The 23138-nt window shown below is 63.4% G+C and carries 21 protein-coding genes and 1 pseudogene; 5 read left to right on the plus strand and 17 right to left on the minus strand.

Going from position 1 to position 23138, the window contains the following annotated elements:
• Nucleotides 1–73: 73 nt before the first annotated feature.
• The 5 genes from JN279_RS12445 to JN279_RS12465 form a co-directional block, all read right to left on the minus strand.
• Entirely contained in the window at nucleotides 74–460 is a 387-nt protein-coding gene (locus tag JN279_RS12445; RefSeq protein ID WP_096449450.1) for a type II toxin-antitoxin system VapC family toxin, read from the minus strand.
• Nucleotides 457–699 carry a type II toxin-antitoxin system Phd/YefM family antitoxin gene (locus JN279_RS12450; RefSeq protein ID WP_096449448.1) on the minus strand — a complete coding sequence of 81 codons (243 nt, stop codon included), beginning with the start codon at nucleotides 697–699 and terminating at the stop codon, nucleotides 457–459. The genes JN279_RS12445 and JN279_RS12450 overlap by 4 nt, the downstream gene beginning before the upstream one ends.
• Nucleotides 700–850: 151 nt before the next feature.
• Nucleotides 851–1159 carry a putative quinol monooxygenase gene (locus JN279_RS12455; RefSeq protein ID WP_096449446.1) on the minus strand — a complete coding sequence of 103 codons (309 nt, stop codon included), beginning with the start codon at nucleotides 1157–1159 and terminating at the stop codon, nucleotides 851–853.
• Nucleotides 1160–1223: 64 nt separating this feature from the next.
• Complete coding sequence (locus tag JN279_RS12460) at nucleotides 1224–2003, minus strand: SDR family NAD(P)-dependent oxidoreductase (protein WP_096449444.1); 780 nt, start codon at nucleotides 2001–2003, stop codon at nucleotides 1224–1226.
• 63 nt (nucleotides 2004–2066) lie between these two features.
• Entirely contained in the window at nucleotides 2067–2504 is a 438-nt protein-coding gene (locus tag JN279_RS12465) for a DsrE family protein (protein ID WP_096449442.1), read from the minus strand.
• A gap of 94 nt (nucleotides 2505–2598) precedes the next feature.
• Between JN279_RS12465 and JN279_RS12470 the strand changes: the two genes are divergently transcribed.
• Nucleotides 2599–3702, plus strand: a complete 1104-nt coding sequence (locus JN279_RS12470; protein WP_096449440.1) for a hypothetical protein — start codon at nucleotides 2599–2601, stop codon at nucleotides 3700–3702.
• Nucleotides 3703–3723: 21 nt separating this feature from the next.
• A pseudogene (locus JN279_RS12475) lies at nucleotides 3724–3930 on the plus strand (antitoxin).
• A 141-nt stretch (nucleotides 3931–4071) separates the two neighbouring features.
• On the opposite strand, the gene JN279_RS12480 reads toward JN279_RS12475, so the two are convergent.
• Both JN279_RS12480 and JN279_RS12485 read right to left on the minus strand, forming a co-directional pair.
• The gene (locus tag JN279_RS12480) at nucleotides 4072–5019 is read right to left on the minus strand and encodes a cation diffusion facilitator family transporter (protein WP_096449436.1); all 948 of its coding nucleotides are present in this window, start codon (nucleotides 5017–5019) and stop codon (nucleotides 4072–4074) included.
• A gap of 5 nt (nucleotides 5020–5024) precedes the next feature.
• Nucleotides 5025–7214: an anthranilate synthase gene (locus tag JN279_RS12485; RefSeq protein WP_096449434.1), complete on the minus strand. Its 2190-nt coding sequence runs from the start codon at nucleotides 7212–7214 to the stop codon at nucleotides 5025–5027.
• A 318-nt stretch (nucleotides 7215–7532) separates the two neighbouring features.
• On the opposite strand from JN279_RS12485, the gene JN279_RS12490 reads away from it, so the two are divergent.
• Nucleotides 7533–8303, plus strand: coding sequence for an isocitrate lyase/PEP mutase family protein (locus JN279_RS12490; RefSeq protein WP_096449432.1), 771 nt, complete (start codon nucleotides 7533–7535; stop codon nucleotides 8301–8303).
• Between the two features lies 1 nt (nucleotide 8304).
• Here the strand turns inward: JN279_RS12490 and JN279_RS12495 are convergent, their stop codons facing one another.
• The 4 genes from JN279_RS12495 to JN279_RS12510 form a co-directional block, all read right to left on the minus strand.
• Entirely contained in the window at nucleotides 8305–9360 is a 1056-nt protein-coding gene (locus JN279_RS12495; protein WP_096449430.1) for a succinylglutamate desuccinylase/aspartoacylase domain-containing protein, read from the minus strand.
• 176 nt (nucleotides 9361–9536) lie between these two features.
• Nucleotides 9537–10712, minus strand: coding sequence for an MFS transporter (locus tag JN279_RS12500; protein WP_096449428.1), 1176 nt, complete (start codon nucleotides 10710–10712; stop codon nucleotides 9537–9539).
• 111 nt (nucleotides 10713–10823) lie between these two features.
• A complete protein-coding gene (locus JN279_RS12505; protein ID WP_202352898.1) occupies nucleotides 10824–12200 on the minus strand; it encodes an FAD-containing oxidoreductase in 1377 nt (458 codons plus the stop codon).
• Entirely contained in the window at nucleotides 12197–12658 is a 462-nt protein-coding gene (locus tag JN279_RS12510) for a DUF4126 domain-containing protein (RefSeq protein WP_096457780.1), read from the minus strand. Before JN279_RS12510 ends, JN279_RS12505 begins: the two co-directional genes overlap by 4 nt.
• A gap of 140 nt (nucleotides 12659–12798) precedes the next feature.
• Here JN279_RS12510 and JN279_RS12515 point away from each other — a divergent pair, with 140 nt between their 5' ends.
• On the plus strand, nucleotides 12799–13356 hold the full coding sequence (locus tag JN279_RS12515; protein WP_096449424.1) for a sugar O-acetyltransferase: 558 nt from the start codon (nucleotides 12799–12801) through the stop codon (nucleotides 13354–13356).
• Between the two features lie 18 nt (nucleotides 13357–13374).
• Here the strand turns inward: JN279_RS12515 and JN279_RS12520 are convergent, their stop codons facing one another.
• A complete protein-coding gene (locus JN279_RS12520) occupies nucleotides 13375–14361 on the minus strand; it encodes a helix-turn-helix domain-containing protein (RefSeq protein WP_096449422.1) in 987 nt (328 codons plus the stop codon).
• Between the two features lie 127 nt (nucleotides 14362–14488).
• Here JN279_RS12520 and JN279_RS12525 point away from each other — a divergent pair, with 127 nt between their 5' ends.
• Nucleotides 14489–15127, plus strand: coding sequence for a cysteine hydrolase family protein (locus JN279_RS12525; protein WP_096449420.1), 639 nt, complete (start codon nucleotides 14489–14491; stop codon nucleotides 15125–15127).
• A gap of 70 nt (nucleotides 15128–15197) precedes the next feature.
• Here the strand turns inward: JN279_RS12525 and JN279_RS12530 are convergent, their stop codons facing one another.
• The 5 genes from JN279_RS12530 to JN279_RS12550 form a co-directional block, all read right to left on the minus strand.
• Nucleotides 15198–16877: a formate--tetrahydrofolate ligase gene (locus JN279_RS12530; protein WP_096449418.1), complete on the minus strand. Its 1680-nt coding sequence runs from the start codon at nucleotides 16875–16877 to the stop codon at nucleotides 15198–15200.
• Nucleotides 16878–17272: 395 nt separating this feature from the next.
• Entirely contained in the window at nucleotides 17273–18397 is a 1125-nt protein-coding gene (locus JN279_RS12535; RefSeq protein WP_096449414.1) for a DUF2333 family protein, read from the minus strand.
• A gap of 104 nt (nucleotides 18398–18501) precedes the next feature.
• Nucleotides 18502–19809: a DUF6638 family protein gene (locus JN279_RS12540; protein ID WP_202352899.1), complete on the minus strand. Its 1308-nt coding sequence runs from the start codon at nucleotides 19807–19809 to the stop codon at nucleotides 18502–18504.
• Between the two features lie 222 nt (nucleotides 19810–20031).
• Nucleotides 20032–21942: an AAA family ATPase gene (locus JN279_RS12545; protein WP_202352900.1), complete on the minus strand. Its 1911-nt coding sequence runs from the start codon at nucleotides 21940–21942 to the stop codon at nucleotides 20032–20034.
• 24 nt (nucleotides 21943–21966) lie between these two features.
• Nucleotides 21967–23112 carry a hypothetical protein gene (locus JN279_RS12550; RefSeq protein WP_202352901.1) on the minus strand — a complete coding sequence of 382 codons (1146 nt, stop codon included), beginning with the start codon at nucleotides 23110–23112 and terminating at the stop codon, nucleotides 21967–21969.
• Nucleotides 23113–23138 lie beyond the last annotated feature (26 nt).

The raw sequence follows: 23138 nt of genomic DNA on the forward strand, positions 1-23138 counted from the left end.
GTCTTAGACGCGAAGCAGGGCCATGCGAACCCCGCCTTGCCGAAAAACGAAGCGCGGTTCCAAGGTGCCTTGATCAGAACTTTCGGATAGGGCCAGGGTAGCGAGCCACAAGATCGTCCGTTGTCAGCAGGGTAATGCCTTCCGCGATTGCCTGGGCAACCAGGATTCGATCGAAGGGATCCTTATGTACCGCCGGAAGTCCGTCGACGGTGACGGCGTGTTCACTGGTGATCGGCAACTCAAGATAACCGTTGTCGAAGAGGCCTCGTCGCAGCAAACGCGGGTCGACCTGGAAATCATCGCGCCCAAGTCCACGCTTGATTGCGATCTCCCAAAGGCTGGCAGGACTGAACAGCAATTCGTTCTCTGGGTTCTCAATCTCGCCGAGGGCCGCAAGTGGTAGCCGCTCCGGTTCGCCAGCCGCCCACAGCAGCAAATGAGTGTCGAGCAACAGTTTCACGCCTTGGCACCGAACAGTTGCTCGATGTCATCGCTGCCCATGCGGTCGAAATCGTCAGGGACGGAAAGCTGGCCGGTCATAAAGCCCACCCGCCGCGCCTCCGAGGCCGGCTGATCGATAGGGACGACTTTGACCAACGGCTTGCCTGCCTTGGCGATGATGAACGGCTCGCCTTTGGCGGCTCGGTCAACGAGACGTGAAAGATTGGTCTTCGCATTGTGAATGTTTACGGTCTGCATCGCAGGTTGCTCCTGATAAACTTAGTCCATAGAACTTAGTTCATTCTCGGGGCATTGCAAGAACTGAAACTTAGGAACCTGAGGTTACGACCGTTTACCTTTCGATGTGACGAAGGACTGCGCTCCGGGTAGGCTTCGCGCCGTTCCGGGGTCAGCCCGTCTTGCCGTCAGCCAACCCAAAACCGCCGACGGGGTGGGTTTCCACCTGGAACTCGAAGCCGGCGATGAAGGGGCGCGCCTTGGCGATGGCCGCCTGGACTTCCGGAAGCTGCAGCGAGGCCTTGTGGCTTGCCTGATCCGTCCACACCTCGGTCACCCAGATCGCGTCGGCATCGGCCGGGTCGGTGGCGACGATATAGCTCAGGCAGCCGGGGAGGGCGCCGGTGCTGGCGCGCAGCACGTCCATGACCGCGTCGCGCTGGCCGCGCGCCGCCCGCATCTTGCCGATCAGTCCGTACATTCTGTTGTCTCCCCTTCAAAGTCTTCGACAAGAGTATGCGGACCGTCAGTATGCAGATAGCCGGTCACGGCATCAACTGGCCGCCATTCACCTCGATCACCTGGCCAGTGATGTAGCCGCTCAGGAGATCGGAAGAGAGGAACAGATAGGCGCCGACACAGTCTTCCGCCGTGCCGGCGCGCCCTTGCGGAATGGTGGCGACCATGCCCTTGATCTGTTCGGCGGTGGAATAGCGCTCGTGGAACGGGGTGAGAATAGTGCCCGGCGCCACGGCGTTGACGCGGATGCCGAAGCCGATCAGCTCCTTGGCCATGCCGCGCGTCACATTGGAGACGAAGGCCTTGGCCGAACCGTAGAGGCCGGCACCGCCGCCCGCGCCATTGCGCGCGGCGATGGACGAGGTGTTGACGATGAAGCCGCCCCGTTTCTTCAGCCATGGCATGGCCTTGCGCGAGGCGGTCAGCACCGAACGCGCGTTGAGGTCCATCACCGCGTCGTAGTGCGCTTCGGTCTGCTCGGCATAGGGCACGCGGCCGAGCATGCCGCCGGCATTGTTGACCAGCCCGTCGAGGCGGCCGAAATGTTGCGCGCTCTCCTCGACGACGCGTTCGACATCGGCGGCAACGGAAAAATCACCCTGGACGAGGAAGACCTCGCCGCCGTTGTCGGTGATCGTCCTGGCAAGCTTTTCGGCCGCTTCGCGGCTCGAATTGTAATGCAGCGCCACTTTGGATTTCTGCGCGGCGTAGGCCAGCGCGAGTGCCGCGCCTATGCCGGTAGAGGCGCCGGTGATCAGCACCGCCTTGCCGGCGAGATCGGGAATGGTAAGCGCGGTCGTGGGCACTGCTGGTCCTCCGGAGGGTTCAGCGAGACCAGCCGTTCCCGGCCCCGGAGTCAAGACTGTGCACTATGGCCTGATATAGGCATAGCCCTGGCTTTGCAGTTCCGCGAGCTTGACGACGCCGCCCTTGTCTGCGGCATGGAAGCCGTCGAGCAGGTCGGTGAGCGAAATGTCCATGCCCCGCATGGTGTTGCTGCAGGCCTGCGGCACGAGCCCCTGCTGCACCAGGCCGGCGAAGCGGCCGGAGACCGCGGCCGATATGCCCTTCGACTTGAAGGCGGCCAAGGCCGGGCCATGCACGACCAGCACGATGTCGACATTGCCGCCGGTGCCCTCATAGTGGTTCTTGATGTTACCCAGCACGAAGTTGACCTTGTCCACATCGCTCAGGTGATAGGCCACTTTCGGCCTGGCAGGCTCCGTGGCAGCGGCCTGCACCGCCCGCAGGCCAAGAAACGTTCCGGTCCCGGCAAGAACTGCGCGGAACATGTCGCGTCGGCGCATGGCATCCTCCCTGGATTCACCGCAACTTGCGTGGCTCCGGTCGCAATACTAGCATAAATTGACGTTACGTCCTGTCGGTGCGAGGAGAGGTCACATGACGTTCAGGGCAGGGGAATGGAAGACAGTTGCGGGCGCCGGATTTGCCGTTGCGCTGCTTGGTTTGCTGATCGGCACGGCTGTCGCCGACGACGCGCTTAAACTTAGGGAACTTAGCCCGAACGGGGCGGACGCCTGTTTCGGCCGGGTCTATGACGCGGCGCATCTCAAGGCGCATCCGAAACAGAAAGTGGCGCGGATCTTCTTCTACTACGGCCATGATCCGGTCAGCCGGCCGAACGAGGAACCCACGGCCAATGCCGACACATCCTACAACGGTTTTCTCACCACCACGGTGCGTGGCGCCAAGGCGCCGGAATGGGCTGGCGGCTGGTGCAATCACGAATCAGAGGACGGCACTTCAGGCCCGATCCGTTGCGGCATGGATTGCGACCGCACGCTGGCCTCGCTGAAGGTCGACGACAAGGGCCGCTTGCTCCTCTCCGACCTGTCTTCCGACATCTATCTCGATCCGGACTCTGAGGAGCAACTCGGCAAGGCGGAATACAACAGGCAAGCGCTCGGCTCGGAGGACGACAATTTCCGCCTCGATCCGATGCCGGCCGCGACCTGCAAGGCGGAATTCGCGCGCATCGATCCGATCGATCCGGCACTTGGGGCGCCGCTGCGCGAGCGGCTGAAGCCCGACCAGCCGTTCTGCTACGGCCGCGATTACGATGCGGCGCATATGATTTCGCATCCCGACCAGCTGACGCAGTCGATCCGGGTTTTTCGCGGGCCGGTCGAACTGGCGTCCTTCGCATCTGGCGGGGACGCCGCCAACTGGCCCGATGGTGCAGACATTGCCGTCTCGGTGACGACCAGAAAAAATGGGGCCAAGGTCACGCAGACCTATTCCTGCCAGGGCGAGGCCGACCAATGGCGTTGCGCGGCAAGCTCGAAGATGAGCGATTTTGCCTGCGACATCGCGCAGAAGGAAATCTTCCTCAAGCGCGGCGCCAACGGCATGATGATGCTGGCCAATCCCAACAGCAGCCTGGCAATCGTCGATCTCTGCTCGAAGGCCGCCGACGGCAAGACGAAGTCGGACGACAAGGTCTACCGGCTGGAGCCAATGCCGCAGTCGGCTTGTGCGCCTTGAGTTGAGGCGGGAGGAGCGCGAATGGATAAGGCGAAGGTTTTTAGGTCTGGCCGATCGCAAGCGGTACGCCTGCCGAAGAAATATCGTTTTGAAACCGGCGATGTTTCAATCCGCCGCGAGGGCCGAGCGGTCGTTCTCGAACCGCTTGCGCAGGATTAGGACTGGCTCGACCGTCTGACTGGACCGCTTGATGATGATTTTGTAGAGGCGGTCTTAGAGGGCCGTTAGGGACGAGTACCTCGGCGCAGAAGTTTTCGCGGTACGCCTGTCGCTTCGTCATCCTATGGTCTGCGCCGCGTCGCTGCGCTTCTTGCTTCGCCCCAGGATGACGAACTCGAGAGGTTTCCAAGGTCGCGGCGGCGAACCGCCTCACGCAAACGGCACCGCCGTCGTCCCCTTCGGCAGCTTCGCCTCATCATCGGGCTCGACGTGGATGGTGACGCGCACCGAGGGGATTTCGGCCCTCAGCGCGTCCTCGATGCGGTCGCAGATGACATGGCTGGCGCCGACCGACATGTCGGCGTCAACGACCAGATGGAACTCGATGAAGGTGGCGCGGCCGGCGATGCGGGTTTTGAGGTCATGCACCTCCAGCGCGCCCTTGCAATTGGCCGAGATGACGTCGCGGATGTGCATATGTTCGGTGGTGTCGACGGCGCGGTCCATCAGGCCGTTCATCGACGAGCCGATGACGTGCCAGCCCTGCCACAGGATGTTGAGCGCGACGAGGACGGCGAGCGCCGGATCGAGGATCTGCCAGCCGGTCAGGATTGCCCCGACCAGGCCGCCGAAGACCCCCACCGAGGTGACGACGTCGGTCATGATGTGGTTGCCGTCAGCGACCAGCGCCGGCGATTTCTCCGCGCGGCCGGCGCGAATCAGCATCCAGGCCCAGAAGGCATTGATGACGGTAGCGACGCCGTTGACGGCGAGGCCGTTCCAGGGCCTTTCCAGAGGCGCCGGCGCTTGCCAGGAGCGCCAGACCTCGTTGAGGATCAACAGCGCCGCGACGACGATCAGCACGCCTTCCAGCACCGCCGAGAAATATTCCGCCTTGTGATGGCCGAACGGATGATCCTGATCGGCCGGCTTGTAACTGACCTGGATCGCCCAGAAGGCGGCGACCGAGGCAATGACGTTGACGATCGATTCCAGAGCATCCGAATAAAGCGCGACGGAGCCGGTGACGTACCAGGCGGCGGCCTTCAGCGCGAGCACGACAAAGGCGACCACGATCGACCAGAAGGCAAGGTTGGCAACCTTGCGCTTCGCGGCCGCCTTGGCTGCGATCGCCATCGTGTTCTCGGCTTCGGCCATCGCGGTCAGGCTGCCTTTTCCTTGGCCTTGCGCGGCAAATGAGCGACGATGTTCTCGATGATGCGCATGCCGGCATTGTGGCCGAGCGTCATGATCGATTCCGGATGGAACTGCACGGCGGCGATCGGCTCCTTGCGGTGCTCGAAGGCCATGATGACGCCGTCCTCCGTCTCGGCCGTGACGATGAAGTCGTCGGGCAGCCGCACCGGATCGGCGAAGATCGAGTGGTAGCGGCCGACGGTCACTTCCTTGGGCAGACCGGAGAAGATGATGCCTGGCTTCGAGACGCGGATGCGCGATGGTTTGCCGTGCATGGGAATATGCAGCTGGCGCAACTCGCCGCCATAGGCCTCGGCCAGCGCCTGCAGGCCAAGGCAGACGCCGAAGATCGGCAGGTCGCGGGCGCGCGCCTTCTTTATGGTCGCCGCGCAATCGAAATCCTTCGGGGTGCCCGGTCCGGGCGACAGCACGACGAGATCGGGCTTGAGCCGCTCGAACACTTCCTCCGGCACCGGCGTGCGCACTGTCGAGACATTGGCGCCGGTCTGGCGGAAGTAATTGGCCAGCGTGTGGACGAAGGAGTCCTCGTGGTCGACGAGCAGGATGTTGACGCCGTCGCCGACGCGCGCGGTGGTGCGCTCGGTGCTGGCGGAATTGCCCGTCTTGGCGTCGCGGATAGCGGAGAGCATGGCGGATGCCTTCAGTTCGGTTTCGGCTTCTTCTTCCTCGGGAATGCTGTCGAAGAGCAATGTCGCGCCGGCGCGCACTTCGGCGATGCCGTCCTTGATGCGGATGGTGCGCAAGGTGAGGCCGGTGTTCATGTCACCGTCGAAGTTGACCATGCCGATAGCGCCGCCATACCAGGCGCGCGGGCTCTTCTCGTTCTGCTCGATGAAGCGCATGGCCCACAGTTTCGGCGCGCCGGTGACGGTGACCGCCCAGGCATGCGACAGGAAGGCGTCGAAAGCGTCCATGCCTTCGCGCAGCCGGCCCTCTATGTGGTCGACGGTGTGGATCAGGCGCGAATACATCTCGATCTGGCGGCGGCCGATAACGCGCACCGAGCCGGGCTCGCAGACCCGCGACTTGTCGTTGCGGTCGACGTCCGAGCACATTGTGAGTTCGGATTCGTCCTTCTTCGAGTTGAGCAGTTTCAGGATCTGTTCGCTATCGGAAATGGCGTCGTCGCCGCGCTTGATGGTGCCCGAGATCGGGCAGGTCTCGACGCGGCGCCCGTTGACGCGCACGAACATTTCGGGCGACGCGCCGATCAGATACTCGCCTTCACCGAGATTGATGAAGAACGAGTAGGGCGAGGGGTTGATCGACTTCAGCTTGCGGGAAATCTCGGATGGCTGCGTCTCGCAGCGCTCGTAGAACATCTGCCCGGGTACGACCTCGAACAGGTCACCGCGCTTGAAACTATCCATCGCCTTGCGCACAAGGTTGGCATATTCGCCCGGCTCATGGTCGCCGCGCGGCGGGATGCGGTCGGCGGTCTTGAACGGTTCGGCGATTTCGTCGCGCGGCAGGCCTTCGGTCGAAAAACCCTCGCCCGAATAGTCGTAGCGGTCGGTCCAGGCCTTGGCCGAATAATGGTCGACGACCAGGATCTCGTCGGGCAGGAACAGGACGAGGTCGCGCTGGCTGGGCTTGCGTTCGAGCTTGTAGTCGACCGGGTCGAACTGGAAGGCAAGGTCGTAGCCGAAGGCGCCATAGAGGCCGAGATTGGCATCTTCCTCGGTCTTGAACAGGGCCGTGATGGAGCGCAGCACGGTAAAGACCGAGGGAACGCGGCTACGTTCCTCTTCGGTGAAGACACGGCCGGGCTTGGCGACGTCGAGGCGGATCAGTGTCTTCGTCGTCTCGGCGATGGTGATGTCGGCAAGCCCGCCCAGCGTCTTGCCGATGACAGGCAACAGTACCTGGCCGCGGCCGTTGAGCGCTTCGATGCGCATCGCGCGGCCCCGCGCCGAGATCACCAGCGGAGGATCGATGATGGCAGTGTCCCAGCGTGTGTAGCGGCCGGGATATTCGTAGTTGGAGGAAAACACTGCGCCCCGGCGCGAATTCAAGCCATCGACATAGGTGTCGATCGCGCCTGCATAGGGCCGGTCGTGGCGCTCGCGGGTGATGGTGATGCCACCCGCGGTCACGAAGCTTTCAGCACCGTTTTCCAGAACCTTCATCGTCATTGCCGTCTCCATCAGCTTGTTGGGGCAACGGACCCGGGACTGGCTTTTAAAAAACAAATGGCCGCCCGGACTTTCCGTTGCGGCCACCCTCTCTTTTCACGCACGCGCGTTCGAACAGGCCGCTGTCAGCAGGCCCACCACCAAATGGTCTTGGTCGAACGCATGTTCATGGCGAAATCCATAGCGGCGAAAAACCGGATGCGCAACAGGTTTGAAAAGCCTGTCCGGTGGCCGCCGCTTCCCGGGCTCATGGCACATCGCCACAGCCGGTGGTCCCGGCTAGGCTGCTTCCAGCGATACCAAGACGGGAAAACACCAATGACCGACCAGGCCGAGTGCGCGCGGACCTTCCATTCCCTTCACGTCAAGGGCAACCCGGTCGTTCTCTACAATGCCTGGGATCCGGGCTCGGCCAAGATCGTCGAGAAGGCGGGCGCCAAGGCGATCGCCACCGGAAGCTGGCCGGTCGCGGCTGCCTTTGGCTATGCCGATGGTGAGAAGATTCCGCTGGAACTGGCGCTCGACAACATCAAGCGCATCGTCGCGGCGGTCGACCTGCCGGTGACCATGGACCTCGAAGGCGGTTATGGCGCCGAGCCGGAAGTCGTCGCCCAGACTGTGACACGCGCCTTGCAGGCTGGCGCTATCGGCTTCAATTTCGAGGACCAGATCGTCGGCGGCACCGGCCTGCACGATATCGCGGTGCAGGTGAAGCGGGTCGAAGCGGCCGCGGCCGCCGTCAAGGCCTCCGGCATCCCGGCCTTCCTCAACGCCCGCACCGACATCTTCCTCAAGGCCAAGCCCGATGCGCATGACAAGGCGCTGCTCGACCAGGCGATCGAGCGGGCGCATGCCTATGAAAAGGCCGGAGCAAGCGGCTTCTTTGCGCCGGGCCTTGGCGACGAGGGTCTCATCGAGGCGCTGTGCAAGGCAGTTGCGCTGCCGGTCAACATCATCGCGTTGGCGCATGTGCCGCCGCGCCAGCGGCTGGCCGAACTCGGCGTCGCCCGCATCAGCCACGGCCCTGTGCCATATCGGCAGATGGCGGAATGGCTGGAGGCGAAGGCGCGGCTGGCCATTTCCGGTTAGGTCAATCCTCCAGCGTCCCCGACCTGGCGTCGGCGCTCTTCCTGTCGCCGACCAGCTTTAAAAGATCCTCGCCGGCGCGGATAATGCGGCGCGAGCGGCGGGTCAGGATGATGCCGTCCTGCGGCGCGAACACTTCGGCGCGGCCGCCGGTCTCGCCCGGTGCGTGGACGATGGTGGCGAGGCGATCGCCCCTGGCGACACGGTCGCCGGGTTTTACGTCGTAGAGCACAGCGCCAGCCCGAGGGGCCGGCATCATGTCGATGTTTTCCAAGGGGGCGACGACACCTTTGAACGGGCCGGGCGCGGGCAGCGCGCTGTCGGTGATCGTGCCACGCGCCACCAGCAGCCTGTAGAGGCCTTCGGCATCAGCGCTAGCCAGCGCGCCATCGACATCGAGGATACCGCGATATTCGACCGTGGTGGCGACGCGGCGGTCGAACTTCGCCACGTCGGCGGGAACGTTCTGGTAGGGCATGATCGAGGCGCCCTCGAAGGTGCCATCTGTGTCCTCGCTCCACAGCACCACCGCATCGACCCCCATGGCGGCGGCGCAATCGGCCATGGCCGGCCAAAGGCTGGTGTGGACGTAGAGATAGGCGAGACCTTCGTCGTCGCAATGCAGGTCGAGCACGATGTCGTGGCCGAGCGACAGCTGCACCAGACGCGACTTCAGCCGCTGGTCGGCGCCGCCAAAGCTGGTGTCGGGCAAGAGCTTGGCGTCGGGCGCGGCGAGCAGCGGAAAGGCGCGGTTGAAATTGGTGCGGGTGCCCAGGTGAAAGCGGCCTTGATGCTCGCCGAAATGATATTGCGCGCGGCCGATCGGGTTGGCCCAGGGCACGATGGTGATGCTGCCGTTGATGCGGCCTTCGGCCTCGGCCTTGCTCAGCGCCGGCATCAGCGCGTCGATGGCGACGACGCCCGGCAGTTCGCCGGCATGGAGGGCCGCCTGCAGATAGGCCGAAGGCGCCGCCTTATCGCTGCCTGTGAAGCGGAACACCGGGAATTCGTAGGAAACGCCCTCGCTGTCACCGGCGATGCGTTCGATCGATTTCTGCATGACGTCCTCCCTAAACAGCCACGAGACATGCCCATTTGGGGCTATCGATGTCGATTGGTCCAGCCCGCCGCGCTATGGGCGCAAGAGTAGTCTTTTGCCGTGCTGCATGTCGTTGTCCCAAAACCGCTGCGCACCCTCGGGTCAAGCCCGTGGGCATGCTTTTGGGCGACAGGCAGCTACTCCGCAGCAGCCTGAAGCGGGACCGGCGCGCGCCGGTCCAAGGCTTGCGACAGCACCGCGACGGTGACAGCTAGCAAGGCGAGCACCGCGCCGACCAAGGGCAGGTGGGCGTAGGAAACTCCGGCGGAAAGTGCCACGCCGCCGATCCAGGCGCCGCTGGCATTGCCGACATTGAAGGCGCCCTGGTTCAGCGTGGCGGCGAGGTTCGGCCCTTCCGACGCTGCCTCGACGACACGGATCTGCAGTGGCGGCACGACGACGAAGATGAGCAGGCCCCAGAGGAAGACGATGCCGATGGCGACACTGGCAATCGCGCCGAACTGCATGAAGCCGACAAACAGCACCGCCATCAACAGCAGCGTGCCGATCACCGTCGGCATCAGCTTCCAGTCCGCCAGCCGCCCACCAATGATGTTGCCGATGGTCATGCCGGCGCCGAACAGCAGCAGCACCCAGGTAACGGCAGAGGTCGACAGGCCGGATACGTCGGTCAGATAGGGCTTGATGTAGGTGAAAACGGCAAACAGGCTGGCCGAGGCCAGCGAGGCGATGAGCATCGCCAGCCAGACCTGCAGCTTGCCCAGCACGCGCAGCTCGCCACGCAGGCCGCCGCCGCTTGGCTCAGTGACATCGGACGGCACCAGCCAGGCGATCGCCGCGACCGAGATCAGGCCGATGCCGACCACGGCCACGAAGGTGGCGCGCCAGCCGAAAGCTTCGCCAAGTGCCGTGCCGGCGGGAACGCCTAGAATGTTGGAAAGCGTCAGGCCGGCAAACATCAGCGCCATGGCGCTGGCGCGCTTGTTGCGCGGCACCAGGCTGGCGGCGACAACCGAACCGATGCCGAAGAAGGCGCCATGGCCAAAAGCGGTGAAGACGCGCGCGGCCATCAGCGTCCAATAATCAGGCGCGATGGCACAGAGCAGATTGCCGACAACGAACGACGCCGTCAGCCCGACCAGCACCGGCTTGCGCGGCAAATGCGCGGTGGCCATGGCGACGATCGGTGCGCCGAAGACGACGCCCAGCGCATAGCCGGTGACCAGCAGGCCGGCCGAAGGGATCGACACGCGAAGGTCGGCGGCGACCTCCGGCAGCAGGCCCATGATGACGAATTCGGTGGTGCCGATGCAGAAGGACGCAATGGCAAGCGCAAGGATCGGCAAAGGCATGGGGCGTCCAGACTGAATCGGTTCAATTTGGAGATTGAACGACGAGCCAAGCCATGCGCAATGCACATTGCTGCAATGCACCAATGCAGAAAGTCCAGAGCTCGAAATGTCTCAGACCAGCGGCCTCAGCTCCTGGGCAATGGTGGGCAGCAGTTCCGAGACAGTGGGGTGGATGTGCATCGCGCGCGCCAGCGTGTCGACGGGTGCCTTGGCATACATCAAATCGAGCACGCAGTGCACGGCCTCGTCGCCGCCGGGACCGAGCACGGAACAGCCGAGGATTTCCCTGGTGTCGGCATCGACGAGGATCTTCATGAAGCCTTGCGTCTCGCCCTTTTCGACGGCGCGGCCGACGCGCGTCATCGGCCGCTGGCCGACCAGCGCGCGGCGTCCGGATTTCTTCACCGCCGCCTCGGTCATACCGCAGCGGCCGAGCGGCGGGTCGATGTAGAGCGCATAGGCCTCGATGCGGTCACTGACCTTGCGCGGGTCGTTGTCGAGCAGATTGGCGGCGACGATCTCGTAGTCATTGTAGGAGGTGTGGGTGAAGGCGCCCTTGCCATTGCAGTCGCCCATCGCCCAGATGCCTGGGACGCTGGTACGCAGCTGGTCGTCCACGATAACGGCACCACGCTTGTCGACGGCGACGCCGGCTCTGTCGAGGCCGAGATCGTCGGTGTTGAGTGTTCGGCCGAGCGCCAGCAGCACATGTGAGCCGACCGCCGGTGGCTTGCCGGCCGAGAAGGTCACGGCGATATCGATGCCCTGTTTGGCGAAGCCGATGTCATCAGCGCCGACATGGACCGTGATGCCTTCATTTTCGAGGATGGACAGGATGGTGGCCGAGACGTTCTCGTCCTCGCGTCCGGTCAGGCGCGGGCTCTTCTCGATGACGGTGACTTCGCTGCCGAAACGGCGGAACATCTGCGCGAATTCGAGCGAGATATAGCTGCCGCCGACGACGATCAGATGGCGCGGCAGGACCTCGAGATCCATCATCGAGGAATTGGTCAAATAGTCGATGTCGTGGATGCCGGGCAAATCAGGCACGGAAGCCCGACCGCCGGTGTTGAGGAAAATCTTGTCGGCGGTCAGAAGGTCGTCTCCGACGCGCACCGTGTTGGCGGATTCGAAGCGCGCATGGCCGCGATAGAGCGTGCATTTGTCCATGCCGGCGATCCAGCTTTCCAGCCCGGTGCGGGAGGCGCCCGAAACCTTGTCCTTGCGCGCCTTGATCGCCTTATAGTCGACGCCGACAGGGCCACTGAGCGTCACGCCATAATCGGCGGCGCGCCGCGCCAGATGCGCGGCATAGGCGCTCGCCACCATCGTCTTGGTCGGAATGCAACCGGTGTTGACGCAGGTGCCGCCGACCAGCTTGCGCTCGATCAGCGCCACGCTCATGCCGGCTGCGTTCAGCCTGCCGGCGAGCGGTGTGCCGGCCTGGCCGGCGCCAATGATGATGGCGTCGAAGGTTTTTGCCGTCATGCCACCGCCGCCACGATCAGCAGGCCGCCGATGATCGCCACCGCGTCCTCGATGAAGGCGGCGGGCGGATCCTTGCCGAAGGCGGCCGCCAGCCGGCCGCGCGCTTCGGCGCCGCCCAGCGTGCCGATGACCGCACCGATGGCGCCGGCAATCAGGCCGCCGATGGTGGCGCCACCGGTCGCGCCGATCACCGCGCCGGTGAAGGCACCCATGATGACGCGGGCGCCGAACTGTTGCGGCACCTTACGGCTGGGCGTCGACGGCAACTGATCGGTGACCAGCTCGACGATGGCGAGGATGGTGAAGATGCCGACGGCCGCCCAATGGCTCATAAAGCTTGCCCAGGTGCCGGCAACCGGCAGCCAGCCCAGATACGCGCCCCAGGCGACCGCGGCCGGCGCGGTCATGGCGCGCAGGCCGGCAATGACGCCGATCAGAAGTGCTAGAAGATAGAGCATGTTGATCCCCTCGATCACCCGGCCAGAACGGCCTTCAGATGGCAGGCTACCATAGGTCCGATATTTGACCAGTACTTGGATTGGCGCTTTTCTGCTGGACGCAACTATGCTTTGCAACGACGTCAATTGGAGACCCCGTCATGGCTGGAAGCGAGCGCGCGAAGATGGCGGCCGGCGAATGGTACACTTGCCTCGATGACGAGCTGGAAACGCTGCGCGTGACGGCGCGCGACGCGGTCTTCGAGCACAATTCGCTGGCGCCGCGGCAGCGCGGAAATCTCGGGCCGGGCCTGAAGGCATTGCTCGGCGGCGTGGGCGAGGGCGCCCGCATCGAGGCGCCGTTCCACTGTGCCTACGGCTTCAACATCTTTCTCGGCGACGGCGTCTTCCTCAATGCCGGCTGCACCATCCTCGACACGGCAAGCGTGCGCATCGGCAAGGGAACGCTGCTTGGCCCCAATGTGCAGATCTATTGCGCCGAGCATCACAAGGAGGCCGCAGGCCGGCAAGCGGGACTGGAGATCGCCAGGCCGGTCGAGATCGGAGCCCATGCCTGGATCGGCGGCAGCGCGGTCATCCTCGGCGGCGTCCGTATCGGCGAAGGCGCCATCGTCGGCGCCGGTGCGGTGGTGACGCGCGATGTGTCTGCCAACACCACGGTGGTCGGCAATCCGGCACGGGCGGTCAAGCGGGGTTGAATTCGCGTCGCAAAGCGATCAGGCCTGCGCCACCCGTTCGTCCCGATCTCCCCGCCTGGAAAATTCCCGTCGATACCGCGCCGGCGATGTCCTCAGCCTTGCGGCGAAATGCTGGCGCAGCGAGGTGGCGCTGCCGAAGCCGGCTTCGAAGGCGACGATGTCCATCGATTTTTCCGTCGCTTCCAGCAGGCGCTGCGCCAGTTCGATGCGCTGGCTGGTCAGCCAATCGCCAAAACTGGTGCCGATCGATTTCTGGAAGCGGCGGGTGAAGGTGCGTCGGGTCAGGCCGGCGGCTTCGGCGACGCTGTCGAGGCTGTGTGTCTCGCCGAGCGTGGCACGCACGGCGTCGAGGGCCTGGGTGAAGCGGTCGGCATCAGCGCTCTTTGCCACGGGGCGTTCGATGAACTGCGCCTGTCCGCCTTGGCGGTGGGGTGAGAGCACGATGTGGCGGGCGAGCCGCAGTGCCACTTCCGCGCCATAGCGGGCGCGCACGATATGCAGGCAGCAATCCAGCCCGGCAGCGACGCCGGCCGAGGTGACGATGTCGCCATCATCGACATAGAGCACGTCGGCATCGATCGAAATGTCGGGGTGCAGGGTGTGCAGCTGGTCCGTATAGGCCCAGTGCGTGGTCGCGTTGCGGCCCGAAAGCAGGCCGGCGGCGGCGATGGCAAAGGTGCCGAGGCAGAGGCCGACGATCAGCGCCCCGCGCCGGTGCGCGCGGCCGAGCGCTTCGTCGAGCGGCGCCGTGAGAGGGGCGCCGAGATCCTTCCAGCTTGGGATGATGACGATGTCGGCATCGTCGAGCGCGGACAGGCCGTGCGGGACAAGGATGCTCAGCCCGGCATCGGTTTGGATCATGCCTTGCTCGACCCCGCAGACACGAAAGTCGAAGCGCGGCAGGCCGAGCCTCGTGCGGTCGGCGCCGAACACCAGGCAAGGCACGGAGAGATGGAACGGGCTGATGCCGTCGAAGGCGAGGGCGGCAATGATCGGGGCGGTCATGGGCGTTTCCAGTAGGGAAAAACGAACTGTCCCAATTCTTTCGAATGATGTCAATCGGGCCACTTTTGATCAACCGCCGACCGGCCTATTTTCGATCCATCGCATTCAAGCCGGAAAGGAAAACACCATGTCTACCAACACCACGCCGCACCGCGCGCTGATCGTCGTCGATGTCCAGAACGACTATGATGGCGGCAACCTCGCCATCCAGCATCCGCCGTTCCGCGACAGCGTCGTCAATGTGGCACGCGCCATGGATGCGGCTGCCGCCGCCGGCATCAAGGTGGTTGTCGTCAAGCAGATGGCGCCTGAGACCTCGCTGATCTTCGCCCGGGGCAGCCATGGCGGCGAATTGCATCCGGAAATCGCCAGGCGTGGCCGCGACCATTATGTCGAGAAGATGCTGCCCTCAGCCTTCACCGGCACCGACCTCGAGGCGTGGCTGCGCGCCAACGCCATCGATACGCTCACGGTGGTCGGCTACATGACGCATAATTGCGATCTGTCGACCATCATCCATGCCTTGCACGCTGGCTTTGCCGTCGAGTTCCTGTCGGATGCGACCGGCTCGGTGCCCTATGCTAACAGCGCCGGCTATGCCTCGGCCGAGGAGATCCACCGCGTGGTGACTGTTATCCTGCAGTCGCGTTTCGCCGCGGTGCTCAAGACCACCGAATGGGTCGAGTGCCTGAAGACCGGCGCCTTGCCGGAGCGCGACACGATCTACGCGTCCAACCAGCGGGCACTGGCGCGCAGCGCGGCTTAGGACCACTCCGCAAACAGAAAGGGCGCCGCATCGCCGCGGCGCCCTTTTGTCGTCCGGTATTTGAAGGTTTCTAGAACAGGCCTTCGATCTGGCCGGCCTCGTTGAGGAAGATCTTTTCCGAGGACGGTGCCTTGGGCAGGCCGGGCATGGTCATGACCTCGCCGCAGATGATGACGACGAAGCCGGCACCGGCCGAAAGCCTGACCTCGCGCACCGGCACGGTGTGGCCGGTCGGCGCGCCGCGCAGGTTCGGGTCGGTCGAGAAGGAGTACTGGGTCTTGGCCATGCAGACCGGCAGATGGCCGTAGCCGGCCTGCTCCCAGGCGTGCAACTGATCGCGCACCGACTTGTCGGCGATCGCTTCCGAGCCGCGATAGATACGCTGGACGATGGTGTTGATCTTCTCGAACAGCGGCATGGCGTCGGGGTAGAGCGGCGCGAATTGCGAGGCGCCGGATTCGGCCAGCGCAACCACCTTGTTGGCAAGCTCCTCGATGCCGGCCGAGCCCTTGGCCCAGTGCTTGCACAGGATCGCCTCTTCGCCCATCGAGGCGACATAGTCCTTCATCGCCTGGATTTCGGCGTCGGTGTCGGAATAGAAGTGGTTGATGGCAACCACCGCCGGTACGCCGAACTGGCGGATGTTTTCGATGTGGCGGCCGAGATTGGCGCAGCCCTTCTTCACCGCCTCGATGTTTTCCTTGCCGAGGTCTTCCTTCTTGACGCCGCCATTCATCTTCATGGCGCGCACGGTGGCGACGATGACGGCGGCTGCCGGCTTGAGGCCCGCCTTGCGGCACTTGATGTCGAAGAACTTTTCAGCACCGAGGTCGGCGCCGAAGCCGGCTTCGGTGACGACATAGTCGGCGAGCTTCAACGCCGTGGTGGTGGCGACGACCGAGTTACAGCCATGGGCGATGTTGGCGAACGGGCCGCCATGGACGAAGGCCGGGTTGTTCTCCAGCGTCTGCACCAGGTTGGGCTGCATGGCATCCTTGAGCAGGACAGCCATGGCGCCGTCGGCCTTGAGGTCGCGGGCGTAGACCGGCGACTTGTCGCGGCGGTAGGCGACGATGATGTCGCCGAGGCGCTTTTCCAGGTCCTTGAGGTCGGTCGACAGGCACAGGATCGCCATCACTTCCGAGGCGACGGTGATGTCGAAGCCAGCCTCGCGTGGAAAACCGTTGGCGACGCCGCCGAGCGAGCAGATGATTTCGCGCAGCGCACGGTCGTTCATGTCCATGACGCGGCGCCACACCACGCGGCGGGTGTCGATGCCGAGTTCATTGCCCCAGTAGATGTGGTTGTCGATCAGCGCCGAAAGCAGATTGTGCGCGGTGGTGATGGCGTGGAAGTCGCCGGTGAAGTGGAGGTTCATGTCCTCCATCGGCACGACCTGTGCATAGCCGCCGCCGGCGGCACCGCCCTTGACGCCGAAGTTCGGGCCGAGCGAAGCCTCGCGGATGCAGACGATCGCCTTCTTGCCGATGCGGTTGAGGCCATCGCCAAGGCCGACGGTGGTGGTGGTCTTGCCTTCGCCGGCCGGGGTCGGGTTGATGGCGGTGACCAGGATCAGCCTGCCGTCCTTGTTGCCCTTCACCGATTTGATGAATTCGGCTGAGATCTTGGCCTTGTCGTGGCCATAGGGCAGCAGGTGCTCGGTCGGGATGCCAATCTTCTGGCCGATCTCCTGGATCTGCTTTTTCTTGGCGGCGCGCGCGATCTCGATGTCGGACTTCACTTCGGCCATGACGGCTTTCCTCTGGATTGGACGGTGGAGGGGACGGGGTTGATCTCTATCGCAAGCAGGTTGGAACCGGGCGCGCGGGCATGTTCTAACCCTGTCGCTGCCGTGGCGTCAACTTCCATGCAACTATGTTTCCTATAGAGAAAATTCTTCTGCGGCCGGCCGACCTGTCCTCGGTTCTTTCTGGCTCCGCTTGCCGCGCCGTATAGAAGCCAGAGCAGGGGCGCTTCCGCCGTCTCAAAACAGCCGCACAATGCACGGAATGCGACAGAGGCGACGCCGCAAATTCGCCATCGGCCGGCTAAAGCGCATCGCGCTTTAGCCTTTTGTTCTTATGCATGTCGTTCTCCCAAAACCGGGACCACTTTTGGGCGACATGCATTGCCGGGTAAGCAGCCCTACTGCGTCAGCACGTTGCTGATTTCGACCATGTTGGAGCGCACGCGCAGGATGTAGAAGCCCATCGTCGTCAGATGCGTCGGCAGCAGCCAGCCATCCTCGCGGCCGTTGGCGATGATGAAGGGCTGGATGCGCAGCGCCGAAACGAATTGCGCGTCCATCGTGTCCCACAAGCTCTGCAGGTGCTTTTCCTTGATGACGTCCTCGAAATCGGCCTGGGCACCCTTCATCAGGCCGTAATAGGCATAGAGCTGGCCGTAGGCGAACCAATAGCGGTCGTCGGCGCGGGTGTCGAACCAGCCATTGTTGTGGTTTTCGGCGCGCTCCTTGAGGATGGCGGAAGTCGAGCCGATGTCGGACGCGATGCGGTCGATATACTGCTTCAGATTGTCGGCGCGGGCGTCGAAAGTGGCTTGGCAGGTGGCAAGCCGGGCGTTGAACGAGCGCAGCTTGCGCACGGCGTCGCGATAATAGCTTGGCGTCGGCGTCTTCGGGCCGAACGGGCTGACGCCGAAATACCAGGTGTATTCGTCGAACTGCAGATTTCCGCGGGCATCCTGCAGATCGGCATCGATCTGCGAGGTCGTGCGCACGCGGCCGAGATTGTCGGCGAGCTCGGTTGCGGTGCGTCGCACCGCCTGGTTGATGCCGCGCTGGAAAGAGGCCTTGTTGTCCATCCACGGCGTGTTGTCCCAGTCGATTCCGAACAGGCCGAGCTTGTAGAGGATCATCGACGAGATCCAGGCGTTCTGGTTGACGTTGAAGTCGGTCAGGTCGGCGGCGATCTGGGCAATGCCGGAGTTGCCGCAGGTTTTCGCGGTGTCGGTGCCCGTTCCGGCGGCCACCTGCTCGCCGGCGGAAACATTGCGCTTCTCGAACGTGTAGGTGTCCGGATAGTTCGGATTGAAATTGTTCCACCACTGGGTGGCGTAGAAGAAGTTGGCATAGAGGCCGATCAGCACCAGCAGGGCGAGGCCGACCACGGCCTTGAGGATCCAGCCGCGCTGCGTGTACCAGCGGCCCGCCCACAGGAACGGCCACAGGATGACGCCGATCAGAAGGCCGATGCCGCGGCCGATCCATTGGAAAATCCGGGTGAAGAAGTTCACGATCGGATCGAGCATGGCTGTGTCATCCCCTCAAAGCATGATGCCAAAAAGTTGCAGACTTTTTGGATAAAATCATGCGCCAAACAATAAGTTAGAACGAAATGACGGTTCATTTCGTTCTAGTCAGTCAGGCCGTAGAGGCGTGTGCGAAACGCCACCTTGTCCTTCAAATATGTGGTTTTCAGAACGTCCACAACATGCGATCTCCAGGCGTCGCTGAAGCCGTCATAGTCCTTGTAGAAGCCCTGCTTGTTGAAGATGTAGCGCGAGACGAAGTCGCTCGGCACGAAATCCGAGATCAGCCGGTTGGTCAGCCAGGCGTCGGGGTGGTCGGGCTTGGCGCGGATCACCAGGAAACGCTGCTGCGGGAAGACATCGTCGATCTTGAGATGGCCAAGCTGGGCGATCTCGCGCTTGGCGGCGTTGAGGAAAGGAAAATTGCCATCCTTGGTGATCAGGTCGGCATGGCTCTGGATCCAGGTCTGCAGCCAGACCTTGTCGACATCGGTCAGATTGCGGTTCGGTTCGGCGTCGCGGATCAATGCGCGCACCACCATCTCGGCCCGATGCTCAAGATAGCCTGATGCCTCTATCCAGGAGGCGCGCGGCAGTTCGATGCGGCCGGTACTGGCCAGGAACTTGAAGACCTTGTCGGCATCTTTGATCGAGAGATAGCTGACCTGCCACGGCCGCGAACGGCGAAAGCCCGGGGCGGCTGGATCGCTGATCACCGTCGTCATGCCGGGGTCGACGAACACGTAGAGACCGCCGAAATGGCTGGTCCAGTAGGCATTGTGGCGGAAGATCACCTGGTCGGGCACCAGCGCGTTCTCGCGGATGTCGCCGCAGATCTTCGCCAGCTCCACCATGCGGGTCAGCATGGCATTGTCGCGCCAGGCGTCGGGTTCCTGCTTCAGACGGTCGACGAGCTTGCCGAGTTCGGCGGCCTTGCCCAGCACGTCCTCGGCCGACAGCACCTTGAACTCGACCTGGTTGATCGACAGCAGGTCCTCGATGTCGTTGACCTTGGGAACGGAGTCCTCGATCTCGCCGTAGATGACGTCCTTGATGGTCAGCGCGTCGATGGCGCGCTGGTTCTTGGACATGAACTCGAACATCAGCTGCGAGGTGTTGGAGAAGGCGGTGTGCACCACCGGCAGGTCGATCTGCGACGGCGTCAGGATGATGAAGCGGCGATTGACTTCGTTGGGATCGAGATAGTCGGGGTCGCCGCATTCATCAGCGATCTCTGGCGAGAAACCGGTGCGGTCGATCTGGAAGCTTTTCAGCTTGCTCGGAGGCAGGCCGAACGCGGCCAGCGCCTTGTTGTAACGCTGGATGAGATGCGGCTCGTCGACGGTGAGTAACCGGCCGTAGATGAGTTCGTTGTCGCGCAGAAGATCGGGTTTTTTGGCGGGATGGCTCATCTTGCCTTCTCCCTGTTCACGGGGAGAAGGTGCCCGAAGGGCGGATGAGGGGCGCGAGCCTTCCTTCTCCCCTTGTGGGAGAAGGTGGATCGGCGCGACAGCGCCGAGACGGATGAGGGGTGTTCCAGCGGAGTGAGACGCTGGCGTTCCCTGGAACACCCCTCATCCGTCGCCTTCGGCGACACCTTCTCCCACAAGGGGAGAAGGGAAGGCGGGCTCACCTCACGCATTCCAATTGCCCTTCTTCTTCATCTCCTCCATTTCCCGCGCCGCCCGGTCACGCAGCCGCGCGTCGCGCAAAAGCTTCTCCACCGCGGCGTCGTCGGACTTGTCGGAATAGCGGAACTCCGAGTCGGCGTAGCGGTTGATCTCCTGCATGACCATGTCCATCGAGAACGGGCCGCGCAGTTCCTCGATCATCGCTTTCTTCTCGTCATAGGTCTTGTGCATGAAGGCTTCCGGCTTCTCGAACCAATCGTCGGGAAGCTCGATGTCCATGGCGCGCATCTTGATGGCGTCGGTGACGTTCTTGATGGCGCGGCCGGTGAAGCGCGGCTCGGCATCCTTGATCAGGTGCAGGTAGGTGCCGACGTCGGCCATGGTCTTGGGCGCGCCATTCTCCTTCATGTAGCGCTCATACACCTTCATCAGGCCGTCTTCCTGCGGCTTTTCGTGCTCCTCGTAGGCCTCCTCGACGGCGCGCTGGATTTCCTGCGCGGCGTAGAGCTCATGCTTGCCCAGAGGAATCTCGTGGTTCTTGCCGGCAAGCAGCACGAAGATGTCGATATAGTCGTCGCGGGTCTGCGGGCCGTCGACCAGCCAGCGGGCGCCGGCGCGCTGGCGCAGCGCGTCGTCGACATTTTCGGGATAGTTGGAAAACATGCCGAAGGAGCAATTGCCGCGCACCACGGTTGAGGCGCCGGCAAAGGCATCCATCAGGACGCCGGTGATTTCCTGCTGGCCGGCCGAGGCGCGGTCGTCGGAGCGGCGCGCCGCCACCTGGTCGATGTCGTCGATGGTGCCGAAGCCGATGACGCGCGGGTTCAAGACATTGTTGATGAACTGGCGGCAGTTCTGGCCCGACTTGCCCTGATAGGACGAAATCTGGTCGACGCCGAAATTCTCATAGGCGAAGGGATAGCCGGCGACCTGGCAGTAGCCGTTGACCAGGCCGGCGATCATCTGGATCAAAGTCGTCTTGCCGGTGCCGGGGGCGCCGTCGCCGATGAAGGTGAACAGGAAGCCACCGAGCTCGACGAACGGGTTCAGCTCGCGCTCGAAATCATAGGCCATCAGCATCTTGGCGAGCTTGACCGACTGGTATTTGGCGATGTGGTTGCCGACGACCTCTTCCGGCTTCTTGAAGGTCATCACCAGCGGCTTGGAGCGCTTGCCCGGCGCGACGTCGAAACCGTCGAGGGTGAAATTGTCGGCATCGATGCGGATATGAGCGTTCTCGAACGGACCGATGCCGTCGAAACGGCCTTTTCTGGCCAGCAGCCCGTCGATGGCAACGCGGGCGAAGGCGCGCGCCCTGATCACCAGGTCGGCATCATCCTTCGACCCCGCTATCGCCTTGTCGAGGCCGGCGAGGATCGACTTCACCGCATCCTGTGGCGTGTCGAACAGGAAGTCGGGCTCGGGGATGTCGTTGGGCGCCTCGCCGTCGCTGTCGATCAACTGGAACAGATAGGAGGCAAGGCTGAAAGCCGAGATGTAGGCCGAAGCCGACAGGAGTTTCTTGAAGGCGGACGCCTCGTCGCCCTCGAGCGGGGCGCGGGTGTTTTTCGCCTGCAGGCTTTCGAGGTCGGAACCTTCGGCGAAGACATCCGATACGGCGAGCGCAATCGCCGTACCGCGCCGGGCGCGGAACAAAAGCGTGTGCTGCGGGATGGTCAGCAACTGGTCGTCGGGATGGACGGCGCCGACGGTCTTTGTGAGTTCGACCTCGCGGGTGCGGCGCACCGAGCCGACCGAGACGGTGGAGACGAAACGGCGGTTGGTGCCGGCGAGTGCCGTGCCGGATTCGCGTGAGGGATCCTCCAGCACGACGATGCGGGTGATAAAGCTCTGCGCGGTGGCGCGGTGCTTCTCGATCGACGCTTCCGGGATGGTGGTCAGGCCGGTGTCCATGAAGTGTGCTCCGTGGTGTTACGGTCAGACGTCTGAGATGACCTGTCCGTTTGACAGGATGTGGACCTTGTAGCCGCCAAAGATCTTCTGTGCTTCGCCGGCGGCATAGAGCGCCTGATATGCCTCGTGCGGGATCAGCGCGTGGTTCTCGTAGCTCGACACGCCCTGGCGCGCGGCTTCCAGATCATCGGTGTTGATGAAGAATTCCTGCGTCGTCTTCTCGCTGGAAAACAGCCCCTTGCGGCCGGGCTTCTCGCCCTTGGAATAGACCTCCTGGATGGTCCAGGTCAGCAGCCAGGCGTTTTCGGGCTTGCGCACCTTGGCCAGCACTTCCGTCACCGTCGAATTGTTGTCGGTAATCCCTGCCGAATAAAAGGGGCCAAGCACGACGCGGCGCAATTGCTTGGGGTGCAGCGGCTCGAAATCCTTGTCGAGATTGACCGCAATGGTCGCCGGCGAGAGCGTGTAGGCGGAGTTCTTCTCGGTGAAATCGTCGAAACGGTGGGCAAGCTCGGGATTGAGCAGGCCGTCGACCGGCAGCGGGATGTCGACCTTGTCGTTGAGCTTGCCGTTGCCGTCGACGAGCTGGCGGACCATGTTCTCGGAGGAATCCTCCACCGTCACCATGTAGACCAAAGGCAGGTTGGCGCTGCCGTCGAAGGTCGCCCAATGGACGAGATAGTAGGGCAGGGCCGTCTTCGGGTTGACCGACACCTTGGCCGTCTGCGCCAGCGTGAACGGCCCAAAGGTCTGCTCGCTCTTGACGTCCTCGAGATAGAGCCGTTCGGCCATCGACTTCTGCAGCGCTTCGGGGAATTCCTTGTGGCGCAGGATGAAGTCGGCCATCTCCTCGCGCAACTCGCCGGCCAGCGGGATGTTGGCGAGCCGCGCATCGGCCTGGCGGCGGTCGTTTTCCAGTTCGAGCAGGTTCTGGAAGACCGGAAAACCGCTTTCGGCGCGCGAAATGCGGAAGGTGTCCATGAAGCCCAGCCGGTTGCGCCAGCAGCCAAAGGACTTGTCGAGCCGGGCGATGTATTCGGCAACGATCTTGGCGACGATGCCGTGCCGGTAGAGCGGCGAGCGGTCGTCGCGCATGAACACTTCAAGGCCGCTGAGCGCGGCAGTGATTGCCGAGAAATACCGCGCCGCCGCGTCGTTTTCGGGGGTCATTCTGTCAGCCCTGGGATTGTCGCACC

The organism is Mesorhizobium sp. 113-1-2 (genome assembly GCF_016756475.1).
GTDB lineage: Bacteria > Pseudomonadota > Alphaproteobacteria > Rhizobiales > Rhizobiaceae > Mesorhizobium > Mesorhizobium loti_C.

Bases quoted from the DNA above. Each gene is read 5' to 3' on its own strand.
- JN279_RS12450 (WP_096449448.1), bottom strand. From the start codon at position 699: ATGCAGACCGTAAACATTCACAATGCGAAGACCAATCTTTCACGTCTC.
- JN279_RS12455 (WP_096449446.1), bottom strand. From the start codon at position 1,159: ATGTACGGACTGATCGGCAAGATGCGGGCGGCGCGCGGCCAGCGCGAC.
- JN279_RS12465 (WP_096449442.1), bottom strand. From the start codon at position 2,504: ATGCGCCGACGCGACATGTTCCGCGCAGTTCTTGCCGGGACCGGAACG.
- JN279_RS12470 (WP_096449440.1), top strand. From the start codon at position 2,599: ATGACGTTCAGGGCAGGGGAATGGAAGACAGTTGCGGGCGCCGGATTT.
- JN279_RS12480 (WP_096449436.1), bottom strand. From the start codon at position 5,019: ATGGCCGAAGCCGAGAACACGATGGCGATCGCAGCCAAGGCGGCCGCG.
- JN279_RS12485 (WP_096449434.1), bottom strand. From the start codon at position 7,214: ATGACGATGAAGGTTCTGGAAAACGGTGCTGAAAGCTTCGTGACCGCG.
- JN279_RS12490 (WP_096449432.1), top strand. From the start codon at position 7,533: ATGACCGACCAGGCCGAGTGCGCGCGGACCTTCCATTCCCTTCACGTC.
- JN279_RS12495 (WP_096449430.1), bottom strand. From the start codon at position 9,360: ATGCAGAAATCGATCGAACGCATCGCCGGTGACAGCGAGGGCGTTTCC.
- JN279_RS12500 (WP_096449428.1), bottom strand. From the start codon at position 10,712: ATGCCTTTGCCGATCCTTGCGCTTGCCATTGCGTCCTTCTGCATCGGC.
- JN279_RS12505 (WP_202352898.1), bottom strand. From the start codon at position 12,200: ATGACGGCAAAAACCTTCGACGCCATCATCATTGGCGCCGGCCAGGCC.
- JN279_RS12510 (WP_096457780.1), bottom strand. From the start codon at position 12,658: ATGCTCTATCTTCTAGCACTTCTGATCGGCGTCATTGCCGGCCTGCGC.
- JN279_RS12515 (WP_096449424.1), top strand. From the start codon at position 12,799: ATGGCTGGAAGCGAGCGCGCGAAGATGGCGGCCGGCGAATGGTACACT.
- JN279_RS12520 (WP_096449422.1), bottom strand. From the start codon at position 14,361: ATGACCGCCCCGATCATTGCCGCCCTCGCCTTCGACGGCATCAGCCCG.
- JN279_RS12525 (WP_096449420.1), top strand. From the start codon at position 14,489: ATGTCTACCAACACCACGCCGCACCGCGCGCTGATCGTCGTCGATGTC.
- JN279_RS12530 (WP_096449418.1), bottom strand. From the start codon at position 16,877: ATGGCCGAAGTGAAGTCCGACATCGAGATCGCGCGCGCCGCCAAGAAA.
- JN279_RS12535 (WP_096449414.1), bottom strand. From the start codon at position 18,397: ATGCTCGATCCGATCGTGAACTTCTTCACCCGGATTTTCCAATGGATC.
- JN279_RS12540 (WP_202352899.1), bottom strand. From the start codon at position 19,809: ATGAGCCATCCCGCCAAAAAACCCGATCTTCTGCGCGACAACGAACTC.
- JN279_RS12545 (WP_202352900.1), bottom strand. From the start codon at position 21,942: ATGGACACCGGCCTGACCACCATCCCGGAAGCGTCGATCGAGAAGCAC.
- JN279_RS12550 (WP_202352901.1), bottom strand. From the start codon at position 23,112: ATGACCCCCGAAAACGACGCGGCGGCGCGGTATTTCTCGGCAATCACT.